Origin of the sequence: Candidatus Mycobacterium methanotrophicum, from assembly GCF_023515995.1 — a bacterium.
Lineage (GTDB): Bacteria > Actinomycetota > Actinomycetes > Mycobacteriales > Mycobacteriaceae > Mycobacterium > Mycobacterium methanotrophicum.
Window position 1 is genome coordinate 1,789,534 of the sequence record NZ_CP097320.1, and the last position, 16,967, is coordinate 1,806,500.

15 protein-coding genes are annotated in these 16,967 nt (G+C 66.2%); 10 read left to right on the forward strand and 5 right to left on the reverse strand.

What is annotated here, in order from left to right:
• Positions 1-171 precede the first annotated feature (171 nt).
• Together M5I08_RS09655 and M5I08_RS09660 are read right to left on the reverse strand one after the other, a co-directional pair.
• Positions 172-1,704, reverse strand: a complete 1,533-nt coding sequence (locus M5I08_RS09655) for a serine/threonine-protein kinase (protein ID WP_219066412.1) — start codon at positions 1,702-1,704, stop codon at positions 172-174.
• Between the two features lie 24 nt (positions 1,705-1,728).
• Complete coding sequence (locus tag M5I08_RS09660) at positions 1,729-2,187, reverse strand: peroxiredoxin (RefSeq protein ID WP_219066413.1); 459 nt, start codon at positions 2,185-2,187, stop codon at positions 1,729-1,731.
• Positions 2,188-2,238: 51 nt separating this feature from the next.
• Here M5I08_RS09660 and M5I08_RS09665 point away from each other — a divergent pair, with 51 nt between their 5' ends.
• The 10 genes from M5I08_RS09665 (at position 2,239) to M5I08_RS09710 (ending at position 13,041) form a co-directional block, all read left to right on the forward strand.
• Positions 2,239-3,780, forward strand: coding sequence for an anthranilate synthase component I (locus M5I08_RS09665; protein ID WP_219066414.1), 1,542 nt, complete (start codon positions 2,239-2,241; stop codon positions 3,778-3,780).
• Positions 3,773-4,393: a TIGR02234 family membrane protein gene (locus M5I08_RS09670; protein ID WP_219066415.1), complete on the forward strand. Its 621-nt coding sequence runs from the start codon at positions 3,773-3,775 to the stop codon at positions 4,391-4,393. Before M5I08_RS09665 ends, M5I08_RS09670 begins: the two co-directional genes overlap by 8 nt.
• Before the next feature lie 86 nt (positions 4,394-4,479).
• Entirely contained in the window at positions 4,480-5,298 is an 819-nt protein-coding gene (gene trpC / locus M5I08_RS09675; RefSeq protein ID WP_219066416.1) for an indole-3-glycerol phosphate synthase TrpC, read from the forward strand.
• 71 nt (positions 5,299-5,369) lie between these two features.
• Positions 5,370-6,641, forward strand: a complete 1,272-nt coding sequence (gene trpB / locus M5I08_RS09680; protein WP_219066417.1) for a tryptophan synthase subunit beta — start codon at positions 5,370-5,372, stop codon at positions 6,639-6,641.
• Positions 6,638-7,444 (forward strand): tryptophan synthase subunit alpha, encoded by an 807-nt coding sequence (gene trpA / locus M5I08_RS09685; protein ID WP_219066418.1) that lies wholly within the window; start codon positions 6,638-6,640, stop codon positions 7,442-7,444. The genes trpB and trpA overlap by 4 nt, the downstream gene beginning before the upstream one ends.
• Positions 7,445-7,447: 3 nt before the next feature.
• On the forward strand, positions 7,448-8,692 hold the full coding sequence (lgt, locus tag M5I08_RS09690) for a prolipoprotein diacylglyceryl transferase (protein ID WP_219066419.1): 1,245 nt from the start codon (positions 7,448-7,450) through the stop codon (positions 8,690-8,692).
• Positions 8,676-9,089, forward strand: coding sequence for a DUF2752 domain-containing protein (locus tag M5I08_RS09695; RefSeq protein WP_370328600.1), 414 nt, complete (start codon positions 8,676-8,678; stop codon positions 9,087-9,089). The genes lgt and M5I08_RS09695 overlap by 17 nt, the downstream gene beginning before the upstream one ends.
• 62 nt (positions 9,090-9,151) lie before the next feature.
• Positions 9,152-10,570 carry a pyruvate kinase gene (pyk, locus tag M5I08_RS09700; protein ID WP_219066421.1) on the forward strand — a complete coding sequence of 473 codons (1,419 nt, stop codon included), beginning with the start codon at positions 9,152-9,154 and terminating at the stop codon, positions 10,568-10,570.
• A gap of 44 nt (positions 10,571-10,614) precedes the next feature.
• On the forward strand, positions 10,615-11,457 hold the full coding sequence (locus M5I08_RS09705) for an acyl-CoA thioesterase II (RefSeq protein WP_219066477.1): 843 nt from the start codon (positions 10,615-10,617) through the stop codon (positions 11,455-11,457).
• A 186-nt stretch (positions 11,458-11,643) separates the two neighbouring features.
• Complete coding sequence (locus M5I08_RS09710) at positions 11,644-13,041, forward strand: bifunctional lysylphosphatidylglycerol flippase/synthetase MprF (RefSeq protein ID WP_219066422.1); 1,398 nt, start codon at positions 11,644-11,646, stop codon at positions 13,039-13,041.
• Between the two features lie 4 nt (positions 13,042-13,045).
• Here the strand turns inward: M5I08_RS09710 and M5I08_RS09715 are convergent, their stop codons facing one another.
• Genes M5I08_RS09715 through cydD form a run of 3 tightly spaced genes read right to left on the reverse strand, consistent with a single transcriptional unit; the run spans position 13,046 to position 16,945 of the window.
• On the reverse strand, positions 13,046-13,606 hold the full coding sequence (locus M5I08_RS09715) for a DUF4190 domain-containing protein (protein WP_249763221.1): 561 nt from the start codon (positions 13,604-13,606) through the stop codon (positions 13,046-13,048).
• Positions 13,603-15,324, reverse strand: coding sequence for a thiol reductant ABC exporter subunit CydC (gene cydC / locus M5I08_RS09720; RefSeq protein WP_219066423.1), 1,722 nt, complete (start codon positions 15,322-15,324; stop codon positions 13,603-13,605). Before cydC ends, M5I08_RS09715 begins: the two co-directional genes overlap by 4 nt.
• Positions 15,311-16,945: a thiol reductant ABC exporter subunit CydD gene (cydD, locus tag M5I08_RS09725; RefSeq protein ID WP_219066424.1), complete on the reverse strand. Its 1,635-nt coding sequence runs from the start codon at positions 16,943-16,945 to the stop codon at positions 15,311-15,313. The genes cydC and cydD overlap by 14 nt, the downstream gene beginning before the upstream one ends.
• Positions 16,946-16,967 lie beyond the last annotated feature (22 nt).

A 16,967-nucleotide genomic window follows, 5' to 3' on the forward strand; every position in this document is an offset into this window, starting at 1 on the left:
GAAATCCGGTGAGTGGCTTTGTCTCGGCGGACATTCCGGCTCCAATCTTCACGCCTCCGCCTTCACCGCCTCCGCCACCGCCGCACCCCTTCTGCACCCCGCGAGGCAACTTGGTCATCATCCCACCGATCTGCGACGAGATCGGGGCGCCTGACTGACGGCTAGCAGGTTCTAGCCGATGCTCTCCAAGCCATTGGCTGCGGCCACCGCCGCGCGGGCCCATTCGCCGTTGCGCACAGCGGGTTCGATGCGATTGCGCCGGATGGCCTCGACGTTGGCGGGCGTTGCGCCCGGGACATCGCTCGGTACGCGGAACGAGAATCGGTGCGCTTCGGTGGCGATCGCCAAAAGCCCGTCGGTGTTACTAAACCCGTTGGCGCGCATCGTTTCCTCCGCCCACCTCAAGGGGGTGAGCCCGCCGAAATCGTTGACGTACACCACCCAAAGGTGCACGTTACGTTGAGCGTAAAGCCGGTTGATGGCAGCCTCCACGGCGGCTCGGCCGGCGGGGGCCAACACGCCCGTCTGATCGGTGATGTATCTCGTGAGCTGGATCGATGACGGCGCCGCGGGCACACCTGCGCCTGGCTGGCTTGGGACCAAGCTGGCGCCGTCGGTCGGCGGGTTGGCCGCGGTGGGTGCGCTTTGGCCCGGCAGGTGCGCGTGACGACGCATCATATCGACGCCCACTACTGCCGCCACCGCGAGCAGCACCACCGTCACCACGACCGATACCCACAGCGCTGGCGGCAACCGCCGACGCGGGGCTTGCGCCGGCGTGGACTGTGGCGTGGCAGCAAGCGTCGTCGGTGCCGAGGCTGCCTGGGCGGCAAGCGTGTTCGCCGCCGCGGCCGTCCTCGGCTGGCCGGTCAGTGCCGTCGCGAAATCCGAACAGGTACGGTAGCGGCCACCGGGATCCTTTGCCAGCACTTTGGTGATCACGCCGTTGAGTGCCGCGAGCTCGGGTCGTCGGTCGCCGATCAGTGGGGGAGGCGCGGACAGGTGTTGGCTGATGACCACTGCCGGATTGGAGTTCTGATACGGCGCCGCTCCGGTCAGCAGGTGAAAAGCGGTGCAACCAAGCGCGTATTGGTCGGCCCGCCCGTCGATATCAGAACCCATGAGTTGTTCAGGCGCCGCGTAGGCCGTGGTCCCGACCACCATGTTGGTAGCGGTCAGGCCGCTGATATCACCGACGTCTTTGGCAATGCCGAAGTCGGCCAACAAGATCCGGCGTGCTGGCGGATCGGCTTCGGTCAGCAGGATATTGGCGGGCTTGACGTCTCGGTGCAGCAGTCCGCGTTGATTCGCGTAGTCGAGCGCGTCAGCGACGGCGCTGACAATCTCGAACACCTCAACTTTGGGCAGCCCGGAAGGAAACCGGGTGCGCAGCAATTCGGCGGCATCGGTGCCCTCGACGTAATCCATTGACAGCCACAGCTGTCCCTCGAACTCGCCGCGGTCGTGGATGCCGACGATGTGGGGATGCCACAACTCGGCGGCGATGTCGGCTTCGCGGCTGAATCGCTGCCGATACTCGGCGTCCGCGGTCAGGCCGGCCGGCAGCACCTTCAGGGCGTCCCGGCGGGGCAGCCGCGGATGCCGGGCCAGATAGACCTCACCCATTCCGCCGGACCCCAACCGCCGCACGATCGTGTATCCGGCGAACACATCGCCTTCGCCCAGGCCCCGGTTCAGCGGCATGCGAGCATGCTACAAAGGCGCCGGCTAGCTGCGGGCCCGCAACGTCTGTAACGCCTTGTCGGCGTGCGTGTCCATGCTGATCTCGCTGGAGATCACGTCGAGCACCTTGCGATCGGTGTCGATGACGAACGTGGTGCGCTTGACCGGCATCAACTTGCCGAGCAGCCGCCGCTTGACGCCGAACTGGGCGGCGACCGCACCATCGGTGTCGGACAGCAGGGGGTAGTCGAAACGCTGTGTGTCGGCGAATTTGGCTTGCTTTGCAACGGGATCGACGCTGATGCCGACGCGGTTGGCGCCCACGGCAGCGAATTCGCCCGCCAAGTCGCGGAAGTGGCACGCCTCCTTGGTGCAGCCGGGTGTCATTGCGGCGGGGTAGAAGAACAGCACCACGGGTCCGTCGGACAGCAGGGCGCTCAGCTTGCGCGGGGTCCCAGTCTGATCGGGCAGCTCGAAGTCGGCCACGGTGTCACCGGTCTTCATGGCCACCTACGCTACGCCGGAGGTCAACGAAGCATCTGGGAAGATAGAAAGGTGCACGCCAATCTCGACGCCGCCACCACCTCGCGGGATGATTTCCACGCGTTAGCGGCCGAGCATCGCGTGGTGCCGGTGACCCGCAAGGTCTTAGCCGATGCCGAGACGCCATTGTCCGCCTACCGCAAGCTGGCGGCCAACCGGCCGGGCACCTTTCTGCTGGAATCAGCCGAGAACGGCCGGTCCTGGTCGCGGTGGTCGTTCATCGGCGCCGGCGCGCCGTCGGCATTGACAGTGCGTGACGGCGAGGCCGTGTGGCTCGGCACGCCGCTCCATGACGCTCCTACCGGCGGGGACCCGCTGCAAGCCCTGCGCGCGACGTGCGAATTGCTTGCCACTCCCGCTTTGCCGGGGTTACCGCCGTTGTCGAGCGGCATGGTCGGCTTCTTCGCCTACGACCTGGTGCGACGCCTGGAACGGCTGCCTGAGTTGGCCGTCGACGACCTCAACTTGCCCGACATGCTGCTGCTGCTGGCCACCGACGTGGCGGCCGTCGACCACCACGAGGGCACCATCACGTTGATCGCCAACGCGGTGAACTGGAACGGCACCGACGAAAGGGTCGACGAGGCTTACGACGACGCCATCGCGCGGTTGGACGTGATGACCGCCGCGCTGGGTCAGCCGCTGTCCTCGACAGTCGCCACGTTCAGCCGACCCGAACCGCGGTACCGCGCGCAGCGCACCGTCGAGGAATACGGGAAGATCGTCGACCACCTCGTCGAGCAGATTGCGGCCGGCGAAGCGTTTCAGGTGGTGCCCTCGCAACGCTTCGAGATGGACACCGACGTCGATCCGATCGACGTCTACCGGATGCTGCGGGCGACCAATCCAAGCCCCTACATGTATCTGCTGCATGTACCGAATAGCGTTGGCGGAACGGATTTCTCAATCGTAGGATCCAGTCCGGAGGCGCTGGTCACCGTCAACGACGGGTGGGCAACGACCCATCCGATTGCCGGAACCCGGTGGCGCGGTCACACCGAAGAAGAGGATCAGCTGCTGGAAAAGGAGTTGCTGGCCGACGACAAGGAACTCGCCGAGCACCTGATGCTGGTCGACTTGGGCCGTAACGACCTGGGCCGGGTCTGTGTGCCGGGCAGCGTCCGCGTCGAGGACTACAGCCACATCGAGCGTTACAGCCACGTCATGCACCTGGTGTCCACGGTCACCGGAATGCTGGCCGAGGGGCGCAGCGCCCTGGACGCCGTCACTGCCTGCTTCCCGGCCGGGACGCTGTCCGGTGCCCCGAAGGTGCGCGCCATGGAACTGATCGAAGAGGTCGAAATGACCCGCCGCGGTCTCTACGGCGGCGTAATCGGCTACCTCGACTTTGCCGGTAACGCCGACTTTGCGATCGCGATCCGCACTGCCCTGATGCGCGACGGCACCGCCCACGTTCAAGCCGGCGGGGGCGTCGTGGCCGACTCCAACGGCCCCTACGAGCACACCGAGGCGACGAACAAGGCGCGGGCCGTGCTCAACGCGATCGCCGCGGCAGAAACCCTGACCGGTCCGGAGACGGCGCAGGATGGCTGACGCCGCGCCCGGCCGCCCGGATCGGCGGACCCTGCGGATAGCGCAGGCCCTGCTGGTGGTGGCCGCCGCCGGGTTGTGGGCGGCATCCCGGCTGACCTGGGTGGACCTGCGGACATTCGACGGGCTGAGCCCGCCAAAATTGACCACGCTGTCTGGCGCGGCATGGTCATCGGCCCTGGTCCCGTTGGCGCTGCTGCTGCTGGCCACCGCCGTCGCCGCGTTGGCGGTGCGGGGCTGGCCGCTGCGGATCCTCGCGATGCTGGTGGCCGTCGCCAGCCTGGCGACCGGCTATCTGGCGATCAGCACGTTGGTCACCCCGGATGTGGCCGTGCGAGCCGCTGACCTCGCGCACGTCCCGGTGCTGTGGTTGGTAGGCAGCCAGCGGCATTACCCCGGTCCGGCGATCACCCTGGCGACTGCGCTGTGCACGCTGGTCGCCGCCGTGCTGTCGATGCGCTCGGCGACCTCGGCTCGCGGCACTGGCGCCAAATACGTCACACCCGCGGCGCGCCGGTCACTGGCGCAGCGCAACGAGAAGACTATCTCGGAGCGGATGATCTGGGATGCCCTCGACGAAGGCGAGGACCCAACCGATCACACCGAGGGTCGGTGACGGACCGCGCGCCGACGGTCGCTACCCTTCGAGGGACGCCGTTGATCTGCTGGGCAGCCCTAGGGCAAAAGGGGAAAAGGACCGACATGAGTTCGGCAAGCGTGCTCGACTCCATCATCGAAGGGGTCCGCGCCGACGTTGCCGCTCGTGAGGCTGCCGCCAGCATGTCCGAGATCAAGGCGGCCGCAGAGGCGGTGCCGCCGCCGCTGGATGTTTTGGCGGTGTTGCGCGAGCCGGGAATCGGCGTCATCGCGGAGGTCAAGCGCGCCAGCCCGTCGGCGGGACAGCTCGCATCAATACCCGACCCAGCCAAATTGGCGTGCGCTTACGAAGACGGCGGTGCGCGGATCATCAGTGTGCTGACCGAACAGCGACGCTTCAACGGCTCGCTGGAGGATCTCGACGCGGTGCGCGCAGCTGTGTCGGTTCCGGTGCTGCGCAAAGACTTTGTGATCGGGCCGTATCAGATTCACGAGGCACGTGCGCACGGTGCCGACATGCTGTTGCTGATCGTCGCGGCGCTGGGTCAGCCTGTGCTGGAGTCGATGCTGGAGCGCATCGAGTCGTTGGGTATGACCGCACTGGTCGAGGTGCACACCGAGGAGGACGCCGACCGGGCGCTGACGGCTGGAGCACGGGTGATCGGCGTGAACGCCCGCGACCTGCGCACGCTGAGAGTCGACCGAGACTGCTTTGCGCGCATCGCGCCCGGGCTGCCCAGCGACGTGATCAGGATCGCGGAGTCTGGCGTGCGTGGCACCGCTGACCTGCTGGCTTATGCCGGCGCGGGCGCTGACGCTGTGCTGGTTGGTGAAGGCCTCGTTACCAGCGGCGATCCCCGTGCAGCCGTCGCCGACCTGGTCACCGCGGGCAAGCACCCGTCGTGTCCGAAGCCGGCCCGCTAGCCCGGCGTTCATGGGATGCATGCGCAGAAATGGTTGAACGCTATGCAGCGCTTACGCGTTGAGTCTTCGTGATGGCAGATATCTTGCACCCTGAACTTCCGGCTTCCAGCGCGGCGATCGCCGAGCGCACCCACCACGATCCCGACTCCCGGGGTCATTTCGGTGTGTACGGGGGACGCTATGTCGCCGAAGCGCTGATGGCGGTGATCGAGGAAGTGGCCGCTGCCTACGAAAAGGTGCGCACCGACCAGGCATTCCTAGACACCCTCGATAAGTTGCAGCTGCATTACACCGGTCGGCCATCCCCGCTGTATGAGGCCCTTCGGCTCCGCGCGCACGCCGGCGCGGCACGGATATTCCTCAAACGAGAAGACTTGAACCACACGGGTTCTCACAAACTCAACAGCGCGCTGGGTCAGGCCTTGCTGGCCCGACAGATGGGCAAGACGCGGGTGATCGCAGAGACCGGTGCGGGCCAGCATGGGGTGGCCACCGCAACCGCATGCGCGCTGCTCGGCTTGGATTGCGTCGTCTACATGGGCGCCGTCGACACCGCGCGGCAGGCCCTCAATGTGGCGCGGATGCGATTGTTGGGCGCCGAAGTCGTTTCAGTCGAATCTGGTTCGCAGACCCTCAAAGACGCGATCAACGAGGCGTTTCGCGACTGGGTCGCCAACGCCGAGAACACCTACTACTGTTTCGGCACCGCCGCCGGGCCGCACCCGTTTCCGACGATGGTCCGTGATTTCCAGCGCGTCATCGGGCTCGAGACCCGTGTGCAGATCCAGAATCAGGCCGGGCGACTGCCTGACGCCGTCACCGCGTGCGTCGGCGGAGGATCCAATGCCATCGGCATCTTCCACGCCTTCCTCGACGACCCGGGTGTCCGACTGGTCGGCTTCGAGGCTGCCGGCGACGGCGTTGAGACCGGCCGGCACGCCGCCACTTTCGCCGGCGGGTCGCCGGGCGCGTTCCAGGGATCGTTCTCCTTTCTGCTGCAGGACGAGGACGGACAGACCACCGAATCGCATTCGATTTCGGCAGGTCTGGATTATCCGGGTGTCGGTCCCGAACACGCGTGGCTGCGAGAGACCGGGCGCGCCGAATATCGGCCGATCACTGACAGCGAGGCGATGGACGCGTTTCGCTTGCTCTGCCGGACGGAAGGCATCATCCCGGCGATCGAGTCGGCGCACGCGGTGGCCGGCGCCGTCAAATTGGGCGTCGAGATGGGCAGCGGTTCGGTCATTGTGGTGAATTTGTCGGGCCGCGGAGATAAAGATGTCGAGACCGCGGCGAAGTGGTTCGGCCTGCTCGACAAGGCGGACGGCGGCCCGTCATGACTGTCGAGCAGAGCGAAACAAGCAGTCTGACGGAGCTTTTCAGCGCATGCCGGCGCGATAAGCGCGCGGCGCTGATCGGCTACCTGCCGACCGGATACCCCGACGTGCAAACGTCGATCGACGCGATGACAGCGTTGATCGAATCGGGGTGCGACCTCATCGAAGTCGGGGTGCCCTACTCGGACCCGGGCATGGACGGGCCGACGATCGCGAACGCGTCAGAGATTGCGCTACGCGCCGGTGTACGAGTTCGGGATACGCTGACCGCCGTCGAGGCGATCACTGCATCCGGTGGCCGTGCCGTCGTGATGACATACTGGAACCCGGTGTTGCGCTACGGGGTTGACGCGTTCGCGCGGGACCTCGCCGCCGCTGGCGGGCACGGTTTGATTACGCCGGACCTGATTCCCGATGAGGCCGACGCGTGGTTGGCGGCGTCCGACCACTATCACTTGGACCGGATCTTTTTGGTCGCACCCTCATCGACGCCGCAGCGGTTGGCGACGACGGTCCAGGCGTCGCGCGGATTCGTTTACGCGGCATCGATCATGGGGGTAACCGGTGCCCGCGACGCGGTGTCGCAGGCGGCGCCTGAACTGGTGAGCAGGGTGAAGGCGGTTTCTGACATCGCTGTTGGCGTCGGTTTGGGTGTCCGGTCACGCGAACAGGCCGCTCAAATCGCGGGCTATGCCGACGGTGTGATCGTCGGTTCGGCCCTCGTCTCTGCACTGACTGCGGGTATGCCGACGCTACGGGCATTGACCGAGGAACTGGCCACCGGTGTGCGACAGAGGATCTGTTGACTTATGACGACGACGGTCATCGCCTATTTCCCCAGCCCGCCCCGAGGAGTGTGGCACCTCGGGCCGGTGCCGATCCGCGCCTATGCACTGTTCATCATCATCGGCATCGTCGCTGCGCTGCTGATCGGCGATCGGCGCTGGGAGGCCCGCGGCGGCGAGCGCGGCGTCATTTATGACATTGCGTTGTGGGCAGTGCCTTTCGGGCTTATCGGTGGCCGTCTCTACCACCTGGCAACCGATTGGCGGACGTACTTCGGTGAGGGTGGCGCGGGACTCGGCGCGGCGCTGCGTATTTGGGATGGCGGCTTGGGCATCTGGGGGGCGGTCGCCCTGGGGGGCGTGGGTGCGTGGATCGCCTGCCGTCGCCACAGCATTCCGCTTCCCGCCTTCGGCGACGCGATAGCTCCCGGAATCGTTCTCGCGCAAGCGATCGGCCGGCTGGGCAACTACTTCAACCAGGAGCTCTTCGGCCGCGAGACCACCATCCCGTGGGGACTGAAGATTTTCGTCCGGCGGGACGCGGCCGGATACCAGGACGACCTCAATGGCATCTCGACCGGAGTGCTTGACAAAGTTGTACAACCGACGTTCCTTTACGAATTGCTCTGGAACCTGGTGGTTTTCGCCGTGCTGATCTACCTGGATCGGCGTTTTGCGATCGGCCATGGTCGCCTTTTCGCGCTGTATGTCGCCGGGTACTGCATCGGACGTTTTTGCATCGAGCTGTTGCGTGACGACGCCGCCACCCATATCGCCGGGATCCGAATCAACTCCTTCACGTCGACCTTTGTCTTCATCGGCGCGGTGGTGTATCTGATCCTGGCTCCCAAGGGCCGCGAGGACCCGGCGACGCTGAGTGCCTCGGCCGCTGACCGACTTGTCCCGGATGCGGTGGGCGAGGCGGTTGTTGAGCCTGCGACGACTGAGGCGCCTGCGGAGACGACCCCCGCGACTCCGGGGGACAAACCCGGCGTCGAGGCCGAAGCGGCCACGGGGGAGGCCGAAGCGGCCACGGGGGAGGCCGAAGCGGCCACGGCGGAGGCCGACGACGCCGAGGTCGACGCCCCCGAGGCCGAGCTGGCCGAGACGCCGGAGGCGGTCGCGACGGGCGGGCCGGAGAAGCCGACGCTCGGAGCCGATCGACCCGACCGCAACGCAGTCACGCGGAAGCTGAGAAAGCTGGGTTCCCGGCTGCGCCCGCGGGGTAACACCGACTGGCATGCTGAAAGACGTGACCGATCCGGCTGAGCGCGGCGCCAGGTGCGGGCTTTTCGCAGCACTGGGTCCGGGTGCGCTGCTGGCCGGCGCGCTCGGTTACGTCGGCGTGGTGGACCCGCACAGACCGGACTCGATTTTTCCCGTTTGCCCCTTTCGCCTGCTCACCGGGTGGAACTGCCCCGCATGCGGAGGCCTGCGGACGATTCACGACATCCTGCACGGTGATCTAGCCGCGGCGATCACCGACAATACGTTTCTGCTCGTCGGGACCCCGATGTTGACCGGATGGTTTCTGCTGCGCCGCCGCTCGGGAAATTCCCTCTTACCAGTACCGGCGGTGGCGAGTGTCGTCATCGCGACGCTGGCCTGGACAGTGCTGCGTAACCTGCCGGGATTCCCCTTCGTTCCGACGCTAGTCACGAGTTAGCCGGCTGCCGGATCGGTAACCGTCTCGGCGATGATCAGCCAGCAGGACTATGCTGTTGCATCGTGGCAAGACGCGGCAAGATCGTCTGTACTCTCGGTCCGGCCACCAACACTGACGAATCGGTCAGAGCGCTGGTTGAAGCCGGGATGGACGTCGCCAGAATGAACTTCAGCCATGGCGACTACAGCGATCACAAAGCCGCCTACGGCCGGGTGCGGGCCGCCTCGGACGTCACCGGGCGCGCGGTGGGCGTGCTTGCCGACCTGCAGGGCCCGAAGATCAGGCTCGGCCGTTTCGCCGACGGGCCGACCTACTGGGCCGACGGCGAGACCGTGCGGATCACTGTGTCGGACTTCCTGGGCAACCACGACCGGATTTCGACCACCTACAAGTACTTGACCCAAGACGCCGCGGCCGGCGATCGCCTTCTGGTCGACGACGGGAACGTCGGCTTGGTGGTCGAGGACATCGACGGGGACGACGTCGTGTGCACTGTCACCGAGGGCGGACCGGTCAGCAACAACAAGGGAATGTCGCTGCCCGGGATGAACGTGTCGGCGCCCGCGTTGTCCACCAAGGACGTCGACGATCTCGAATTCGCACTGCACTTGGGCGTCGACATGGTGGCGCTGTCATTCGTGCGTTCGCCATCCGATGTCGAGCTGGTCCACGAGGTGATGGATCGAATCGGCCGCCGGGTACCGGTCATCGCCAAACTCGAGAAGCCCGACGCCATCGACAACCTCGAAGCAGTTGTACTGGCATTCGATGCCGTGATGGTCGCCCGCGGCGATCTGGGAGTCGAGCTGCCGCTTGAAGAGGTTCCACTAGTCCAGAAGCGGGCCATCCAAATAGCCAGGGAGAACGCAAAACCCGTCATCGTCGCGACCCAGATGCTCGAATCGATGATCGAAAACTCCCGCCCGACACGGGCCGAGGCCTCTGACGTCGCCAACGCGGTGCTCGACGGCGCCGACGCGCTGATGCTGTCCGGCGAAACCGCCGTCGGCAAGCATCCGCTGGCCGCTGTCCAGACGATGGCCCGCATCGTGTGCGCGGTGGAAGAGAATTCGACCGCCGCCCCGCCGCTGACCCACGTCCCACGCACCAAGCGCGGGGTGATCAGTTACGCCGCTCGCGATATCGGCGAGCGGCTGGACGCCAAGGCTTTGGTCGCCTTCACCCAATCCGGAGACACCGTACGGCGACTGGCGCGACTGCATACGCCGCTGCCGCTGCTGGCGTTCACCCCATTGCCCGAAGTGCGTAGCCAACTCGCCATGACATGGGGCACCGAGACGTTCATAGTGCCCATCATCCAAACCACCGACGGCATGATCCGCCAAGTAGACAAGTCGCTGCTGGACCTGGGCCGCTACAAACGCGGCGACCTGGTGGTGATCGTGGCGGGCGCGCCGCCGGGCACCGTCGGGTCGACCAATATGATTCATGTGCACCGGATCGGCGAGGACGACGTTTAGAGCCGGGCCATTAGGCTGACCGGGTGTCTGACTTCGACGAGCTGATGGCGGTTCTCGACCTGCACCCCATGGGCGATGACGTCTTCATCGGCGCCCATCCCAGTAAGAACCCGCCTCGGACATTCGGCGGATTGATGACGGCGCAATCATTTGTGGCCGGTACCCGCACGCTGACCCGCGACTTGCCGCCCAACGCGCTGTCGGTGCACTTCATCAACGGTGGCGACACCGCCAAAGACATGGAATTCCAGGTGGTGCGGTTGCGCGACGAGCGCCGCTTTGCGAACCGGCGCATCGAGGTGACGCAGGATGGCACCTTGTTGGCGACGGCCATGATCTCCTACCTGGCCGGCGGTCGCGGCCTCGAGCACAACGTCGAACCGCCCGAGGTCGCCGACCCGGAGACGTTGCCGTCGATCAAGGAGTTGCTCCGCGGATATGAGCACACCGTTCCGTTGTTCGTCAATGCGTTGCAACCAATCGAATGGCGCTATACCAACGACCCCTCGTGGGTGATGCGGGAGAAAGGCGACCGGCTCGACTACAACCGAGTTTGGGTGAAAGCCGACGGTGTGCTGCCCGACGACCCGCTGCTGCACACCGCCACGATGCTCTATTGCTCGGACACCACGGTGCTGGACTCGATCATCACCACCCATGGACTCTCGTGGGGGTTCGACCGCATCTTTGCTGCGACCGTCAATCACTCGGTCTGGTTTCATCGCCAGGTCAGCTTCAACGACTGGGTGTTGTATTCCACATCCTCGCCGGTGGCCGCCGATTCACGTGGGCTTGGGACCGGCTATTTCTTCAACCGCGCGGGCCAGCCGGTCGCCACCGTGATGCAAGAAGGCGTGGTGAAGTATTTCCCCGGGCCGGGGCGGTAGGCCGACGCAAAACAGCCGGCAACGATTCGGTTGCGGCGCACCGAATGTTGCCCAAAGCAAAACCGGCCCGAAGCGTAACGTTCGAGGTGGTTGGGTAATCGGGCGCTAGCGGCATACCGGTGACGGCCCTGTGACGCAGCAGCTCTGCGTGCCGCCTATTTGTTTCCGAACAGCCGGAGGTTAGGCGTGTGCGAGTCGTCGATCGACGTCGCGCCCGGAGTCCGCGCAAGTGAACGGGTCGTCGTTCACGTCAACTCCTCGGCGGCCCGTTGGGTCGGGGCGTCAGCCGTATTCAGCGCGGCTTGCTGGCTGGTGACGGCGATCGCCCACGGCCGTGACCACGCGGGCTGGCATGCGACTGGCAGGGTGGGATGGTCATTGACGGCGCTTGCCGCGGTCGCCCTGATCGCGCGAGGTATCTTTCTGGGTCGCCCGGTGACGGCCGGGCACGCGGCCATCGCTGTTCTCGTGTTGTCCACCGGGATCGGCGCACACGTGCTTGCTTTCGATCTCATCGGCGACGTGCTGATCGCCGGCTCCGGCCTGGCGCTGACGTGGCCCGCGTCAGCACGTGGGCATCCCGACGACCTGTCTCGGGTGTGGGCCTTGATCAACGCCACCGCCGGCGACCCGCTGGCGCCGTTTGCCATGCAGGCGGGCAAGTGTTACCTGTTCAGTGCGGACCAGAGGGCGGCGCTCGCATACCGGACGCGAATCGGCTTCGCGGTGGTGAGCGGGGATCCGGTCGGTGACGAGGCGCAGTTCCCTGCGCTGGTCGCCGACTTCGCCAAAATGTGCCATACCCGCGGGTGGCGAATCGTCGTCCTGGCCTGCAGTGAGCACCGGCTTGAGCTGTGGACGGACCCGAAAGTGCTCGGCCAAGCGTTGCGTCCGATACCGATCGGCCGCGATGTCGTCATCGACGTGGCCACCTTCGACATGGTTGGGCGCAAGTTCCGCAACCTGCGTCAGGCCGTCAAGCGCACGCACAATTGCGGGATCACCACCGAGATCGTCGACGAGCAGGAGCTCGACGGTCGGTTGTTGGCCGAGCTGACCGAGGTGCTGCGGACGTCAGTCCGCGGTGGGCACACCGACCGCGGATATTGCATGAATCTGGACGGCGTGCTGGAGGGCAGGTACCCGGGCGTCAAACTGATCATCGCGCGGGACAAATCCGGGCGGGTGCAGGGCTTCCATCGGTACGCCACCGCCGGGCACGGTCGCGATATCACCCTCGATGTGCCGTGGCGTCGTTCCGGAGCACCCAACGGGATCGACGAACGGCTCAGCATCGACATGATCAATGCGGCGAAAGACACCGGGGCGCAGCGGGTTTCGTTGGCGTTCGCGGCCTTTCCGGAGATCTTCGATCAAAAGCAGCGCGGGCGGATGCAAGGCCTGTTTTATTGGCTCATTCATCTGCTGAATCCGTTGATCGCGCTTGAGTCGCTGTACCGATATCTACGTAAATTCCACTCGCCGGGCCAGCGGCGGTATGCGCTGGTGTCGCTAAGGCACCTGGTGCCGTTGATCTATGTGATGCTCTCGCTGGAGTTCACGCCGCGTCGCCGCAACTTTTAGCGGTCTAGCGCACCGGCGTCGACGTCAGCGTGACGCTCAACCGGTTTTGGACGTTATGCCGAAATTGATCGGCGCAGCGCCGCTGCTGGACGTGGTTCGATCCGGCATGCCGTATGCAGCGGATGTAGTCGCCGCCGCCGGCGTCCTTCCAGAGCGTCGCCCAGAGTGCAATGAAAGCCAAGCTGACGATTATCGCCAGGGCGCCCAACACGATGCCCGCGATTGCCACCCCGCCATTGTTGGCGGTGCCGCGCTTGGCCCGTCCGCGCCCGAGGGCCCCGATGACGATCGCGACGAGGCCCAGCACGATGCTGACGATGTTGACCAACGGCACCGGGGAACCGAGCAACCCGACAACCGCCAGGACCAGCGCGGCGCTGCCGAGGCCGTTTTCGGGCTGCACCGGCGCCCGATAACCGTAGTGCGGCGGTGAATAACCGCTCGGGTATGGGCCGGGCCGATGCGGATATTGGTATGGGTACGGATATCGGTATGGCGGCGCCGTTTGCGGTGTTCCCTCGGAGTTTTGGCGTCTGCCCGACGGCGTGTCCGGAGGTTCGGTCATGGCTCGCTTTCTCGATCGGACGTCCTCGTCGACTGTTCGCCAGAGTATCCGCCGGGGCCGATACGCAGTTCGGGACAGCGAATGTCGTTGGGCAAATGATGAGTAGCCACCACCACCGTCCGCTCTGCCGCGATGAGACCACCGTGCGCGTTCAGCAGATTGCGCAGAATAGGCTCGGCGTCGGCGGCATCGAGGTGTTCGGTCGGTTCATCGAGCAACACAATCCGCGCGGGTGAGATCAGTGCCCGGGCGAGCAACAGACGCCTACGTTGCCCCGCCGACAACGCCTCCGGGCCGCCGCCCAACACCGCGTCCAGACCGTCCGGCAGACCGGCCAGCCAGGCGTCCAGCCCGACCAGGCGCAGCGCGATGTTCAGTTGATTATCCGGGCAGTCGCCCCGCGCCACCAGCAGGTTATCCCGCACGGTAGTGGCGAAAATGTGCGCGTCCTCAGCGAAAAAGCCGATGGCCGAGCGAATTGCAGCTTCACGAAAACTGGGCAGCGGTAATTCGCCGAGCGTGACGTCGCCACGCAACGGCGTGAGCAGACCTGCGAGGGTCATCAACAGCGTCGTCTTACCGGAGCCGCTGGGGCCGGTGACCGCGAGGCGGGCGCCGGGCGGCAGGTCGACAGACACCGCCGCCGGCATCCGCGAAGCCCGGCCGGCGGTGACGACGCTGTCGGCGCGAAGCCGCCCGGTAGACAGCGGATGCGCTGGTGTGGCGGCCGAAGCGGGCCCAGGATCCGTGGGCGGCGCCGCGGTGTCACGCGGGGCCAAATCGAGCAGACGCCGCGCCGCCAACCGTGATCGTGTCAGCTGGGTGGCCGCGGCGGGCAACGGTGTCGTCGCCTCAAATGCCGATAGCGGCAACAGCATCAGAACAGCCAATGTGGTGGGCGCGACGGAGCCTGCCATACCGATGCCTGCCACAACGGCGCCCAGCACGCTGACGCCGATCGCCGCCGTGGGAAGAGCCTGCGCGAACGCGGCCGGCCGGGCCGCGGCATCGATGGCATCGGCCCAATCACGTTGCCGGCGTTGTGACTCGGCGATGATCGTGGGCAACACACCACCGACTCGCAGCTCGGGTGCATGCTCTAACGCCAGCATCGCCGCCACGTCACGACCGGAATGATGCTGGCGTGCAACAAGTTCCTGTGCACGGGCAGCCCGCGATGACAGCCACGGCGCGACGATGCCGGCGGCGAGCAGACACATCGCCAGGATCGCTGCCGCCAACGGCGAGATGATCCCGACGACCGCAATCGCCGCGACCGCGAGCACGGCTGCCACGCTGAACGGCAGCAAGGCGCGTACCAGCACGTCGGCGAGCTGATCGACGTCAGCGCCGAGCCGTGCGACGAGCTCGCCGCTGTGCAATCTGGTCGCGATGTCGGGCCGACCGTGCGCTAACCGGGTAAAGAGCAGCACACGGGCGCTGCCGGCGACCCGCAGCGCGGTGTCGTGGTTGACCAGCCGCTCGCAATAGTGCAGTACGCCACGGGAAATCGCAAAGGTGCGCACCGCCACCACCGCGATTGACAGATCGAGCACCGGCGGCATCTGCCAAGCACGGGTGATCAACCAGGCCGACAGTCCGGCCAGCGCCAACGCGCTGCCCAGCGATAGCACCCCCAGCGCGATCCCGAGCAGCAAGCGCGGGGTTCGCGGGTGCAACAGCCGCAGCGCGGTCGGCAGGGGATCAGACGCGAGCATGATGAAGGTCCTGCGCCCCGGCCACTTCGATGACCTGATCACCGATGCCGACGACATGTTCGCGGTGGCCGACCAGCACCACGGTGGCGCCGGCGCGCGCGCGTTCGACAATGGCCCGCAGCACCCGGGTTTCGGTTGCGGCGTCGAGGTGTGCGGTGGGCTCGTCGAGCAGCAGCACCGGCGCCGGTGAGGCGAGCGCGCGGGCCAAGCCGAGGCGTTGCCGCTGACCCAGCGACAGCCCCACTCCGCGGCTTCCGATGACGGTGTGCATCCGGTCGGGCAGCTCGGCGAGTACTTGGTCGAATCCGGCTGCAGCACCGGCGCTATCAAGGTCAGCGAGAGCGCCGAACAGTGTCAGGTTGTCGGCGACGGTCCCGGGTATCAGCACAGGGCGTTGCGGCAACCAGGAGACCTGCTGCCACCACGCGGTCGATTCGAGATCGGCGATTTCGACTCCGGCAACGGTGACGCGGCCGCTGCTGGCCGCGGTGATGCCGGCGATGACCTGGAGCGTGGTGCTTTTTCCTGCGCCGTTGGCACCAGTGAGCACCGTGACCTGACCGGGGTGGATCACTGCGCTGAGATCGTGCGGACGCGGCCCGTCGCGCCCAGCGACGCTGAGCTCGTCGAGCACGATTACGGCACTGCGCGCCGTGACTGTCCGGGAACCCGGGACGGCGGGTGGGGCATCCTGGATCAGTGCGAACGCCGTGTCCGCGGCGGCTCGGCCATCTTGGGCGGCATGGAATTCCACGCCGATGCGGCGCAGTGGCCAGTAGACGTCGGGCGCGAGCAACAGCACGGTCAAACCGGTGGTCAAACTGATCTCACCGAACACCAGGCGCAGTCCGATGCTGACGGCGACCATGGCGACACCGAGGGTGGCGAGCAGCTCCAACACCAGCGCGGAGAGGAACGCGATCCGCAGTGTCGCCATCGTTGACCGCCGGTGGGCGTCGGCCAATTCGGCGATGCGGCGTTCGGGCCCGGTGGCGCGACCGAGGGCCCGCAGCGTCGGAATTCCGGCGATCAAATCGAGCAGCCGGGCCTGCAAAATGGCCATCGCGGCCAGCGCTGCCGCGGACCGCTCCGCAGCCGCCAGGCCGATCAGCACCATGAAGATGGGAATCAACGGCAGCGTGATCGATACGATCACAGCCGATTTCAGGTCATAGAGCCCGACCACAAGAGCGCTCACCGGGGTCAGGATCGCCGCCAGCAGCAGCGCCGGAAGATACGCGGTGAAATAGGGCCGCAGCGCGTCGAGCCCGCGGGTCACCACCGCGGCCGCGGCGTCGCGCTGGGCTGCCAGTTGGCGGGGTTGGCAGGCGGTTACGGCGTTAAGGACCTGGCCGCTGAGGTCGGCGATCACCGCGCTGGCCCCACGCTGGCCCAACCGCGCCTGCAGCCAGTGCGCCACGGCTCGCACCGCCCATACCGCCAGCAGGATCGACAACATCGGCGCCCACTGGCTTAGGGTCTGCGCGGCTGGGTCGGTGATGACCCGGGAAGCGATGTGCGCCAGCAGGATCGCAGAGCTGATCGCGCAACCTGAGATCACTACACCGCAAACCGTTGTCGCGGCTAGGAAATGGCGTAACGCCGCCGATGCCCGCCACAATCGCGGATCCAGGGGCCCCCGG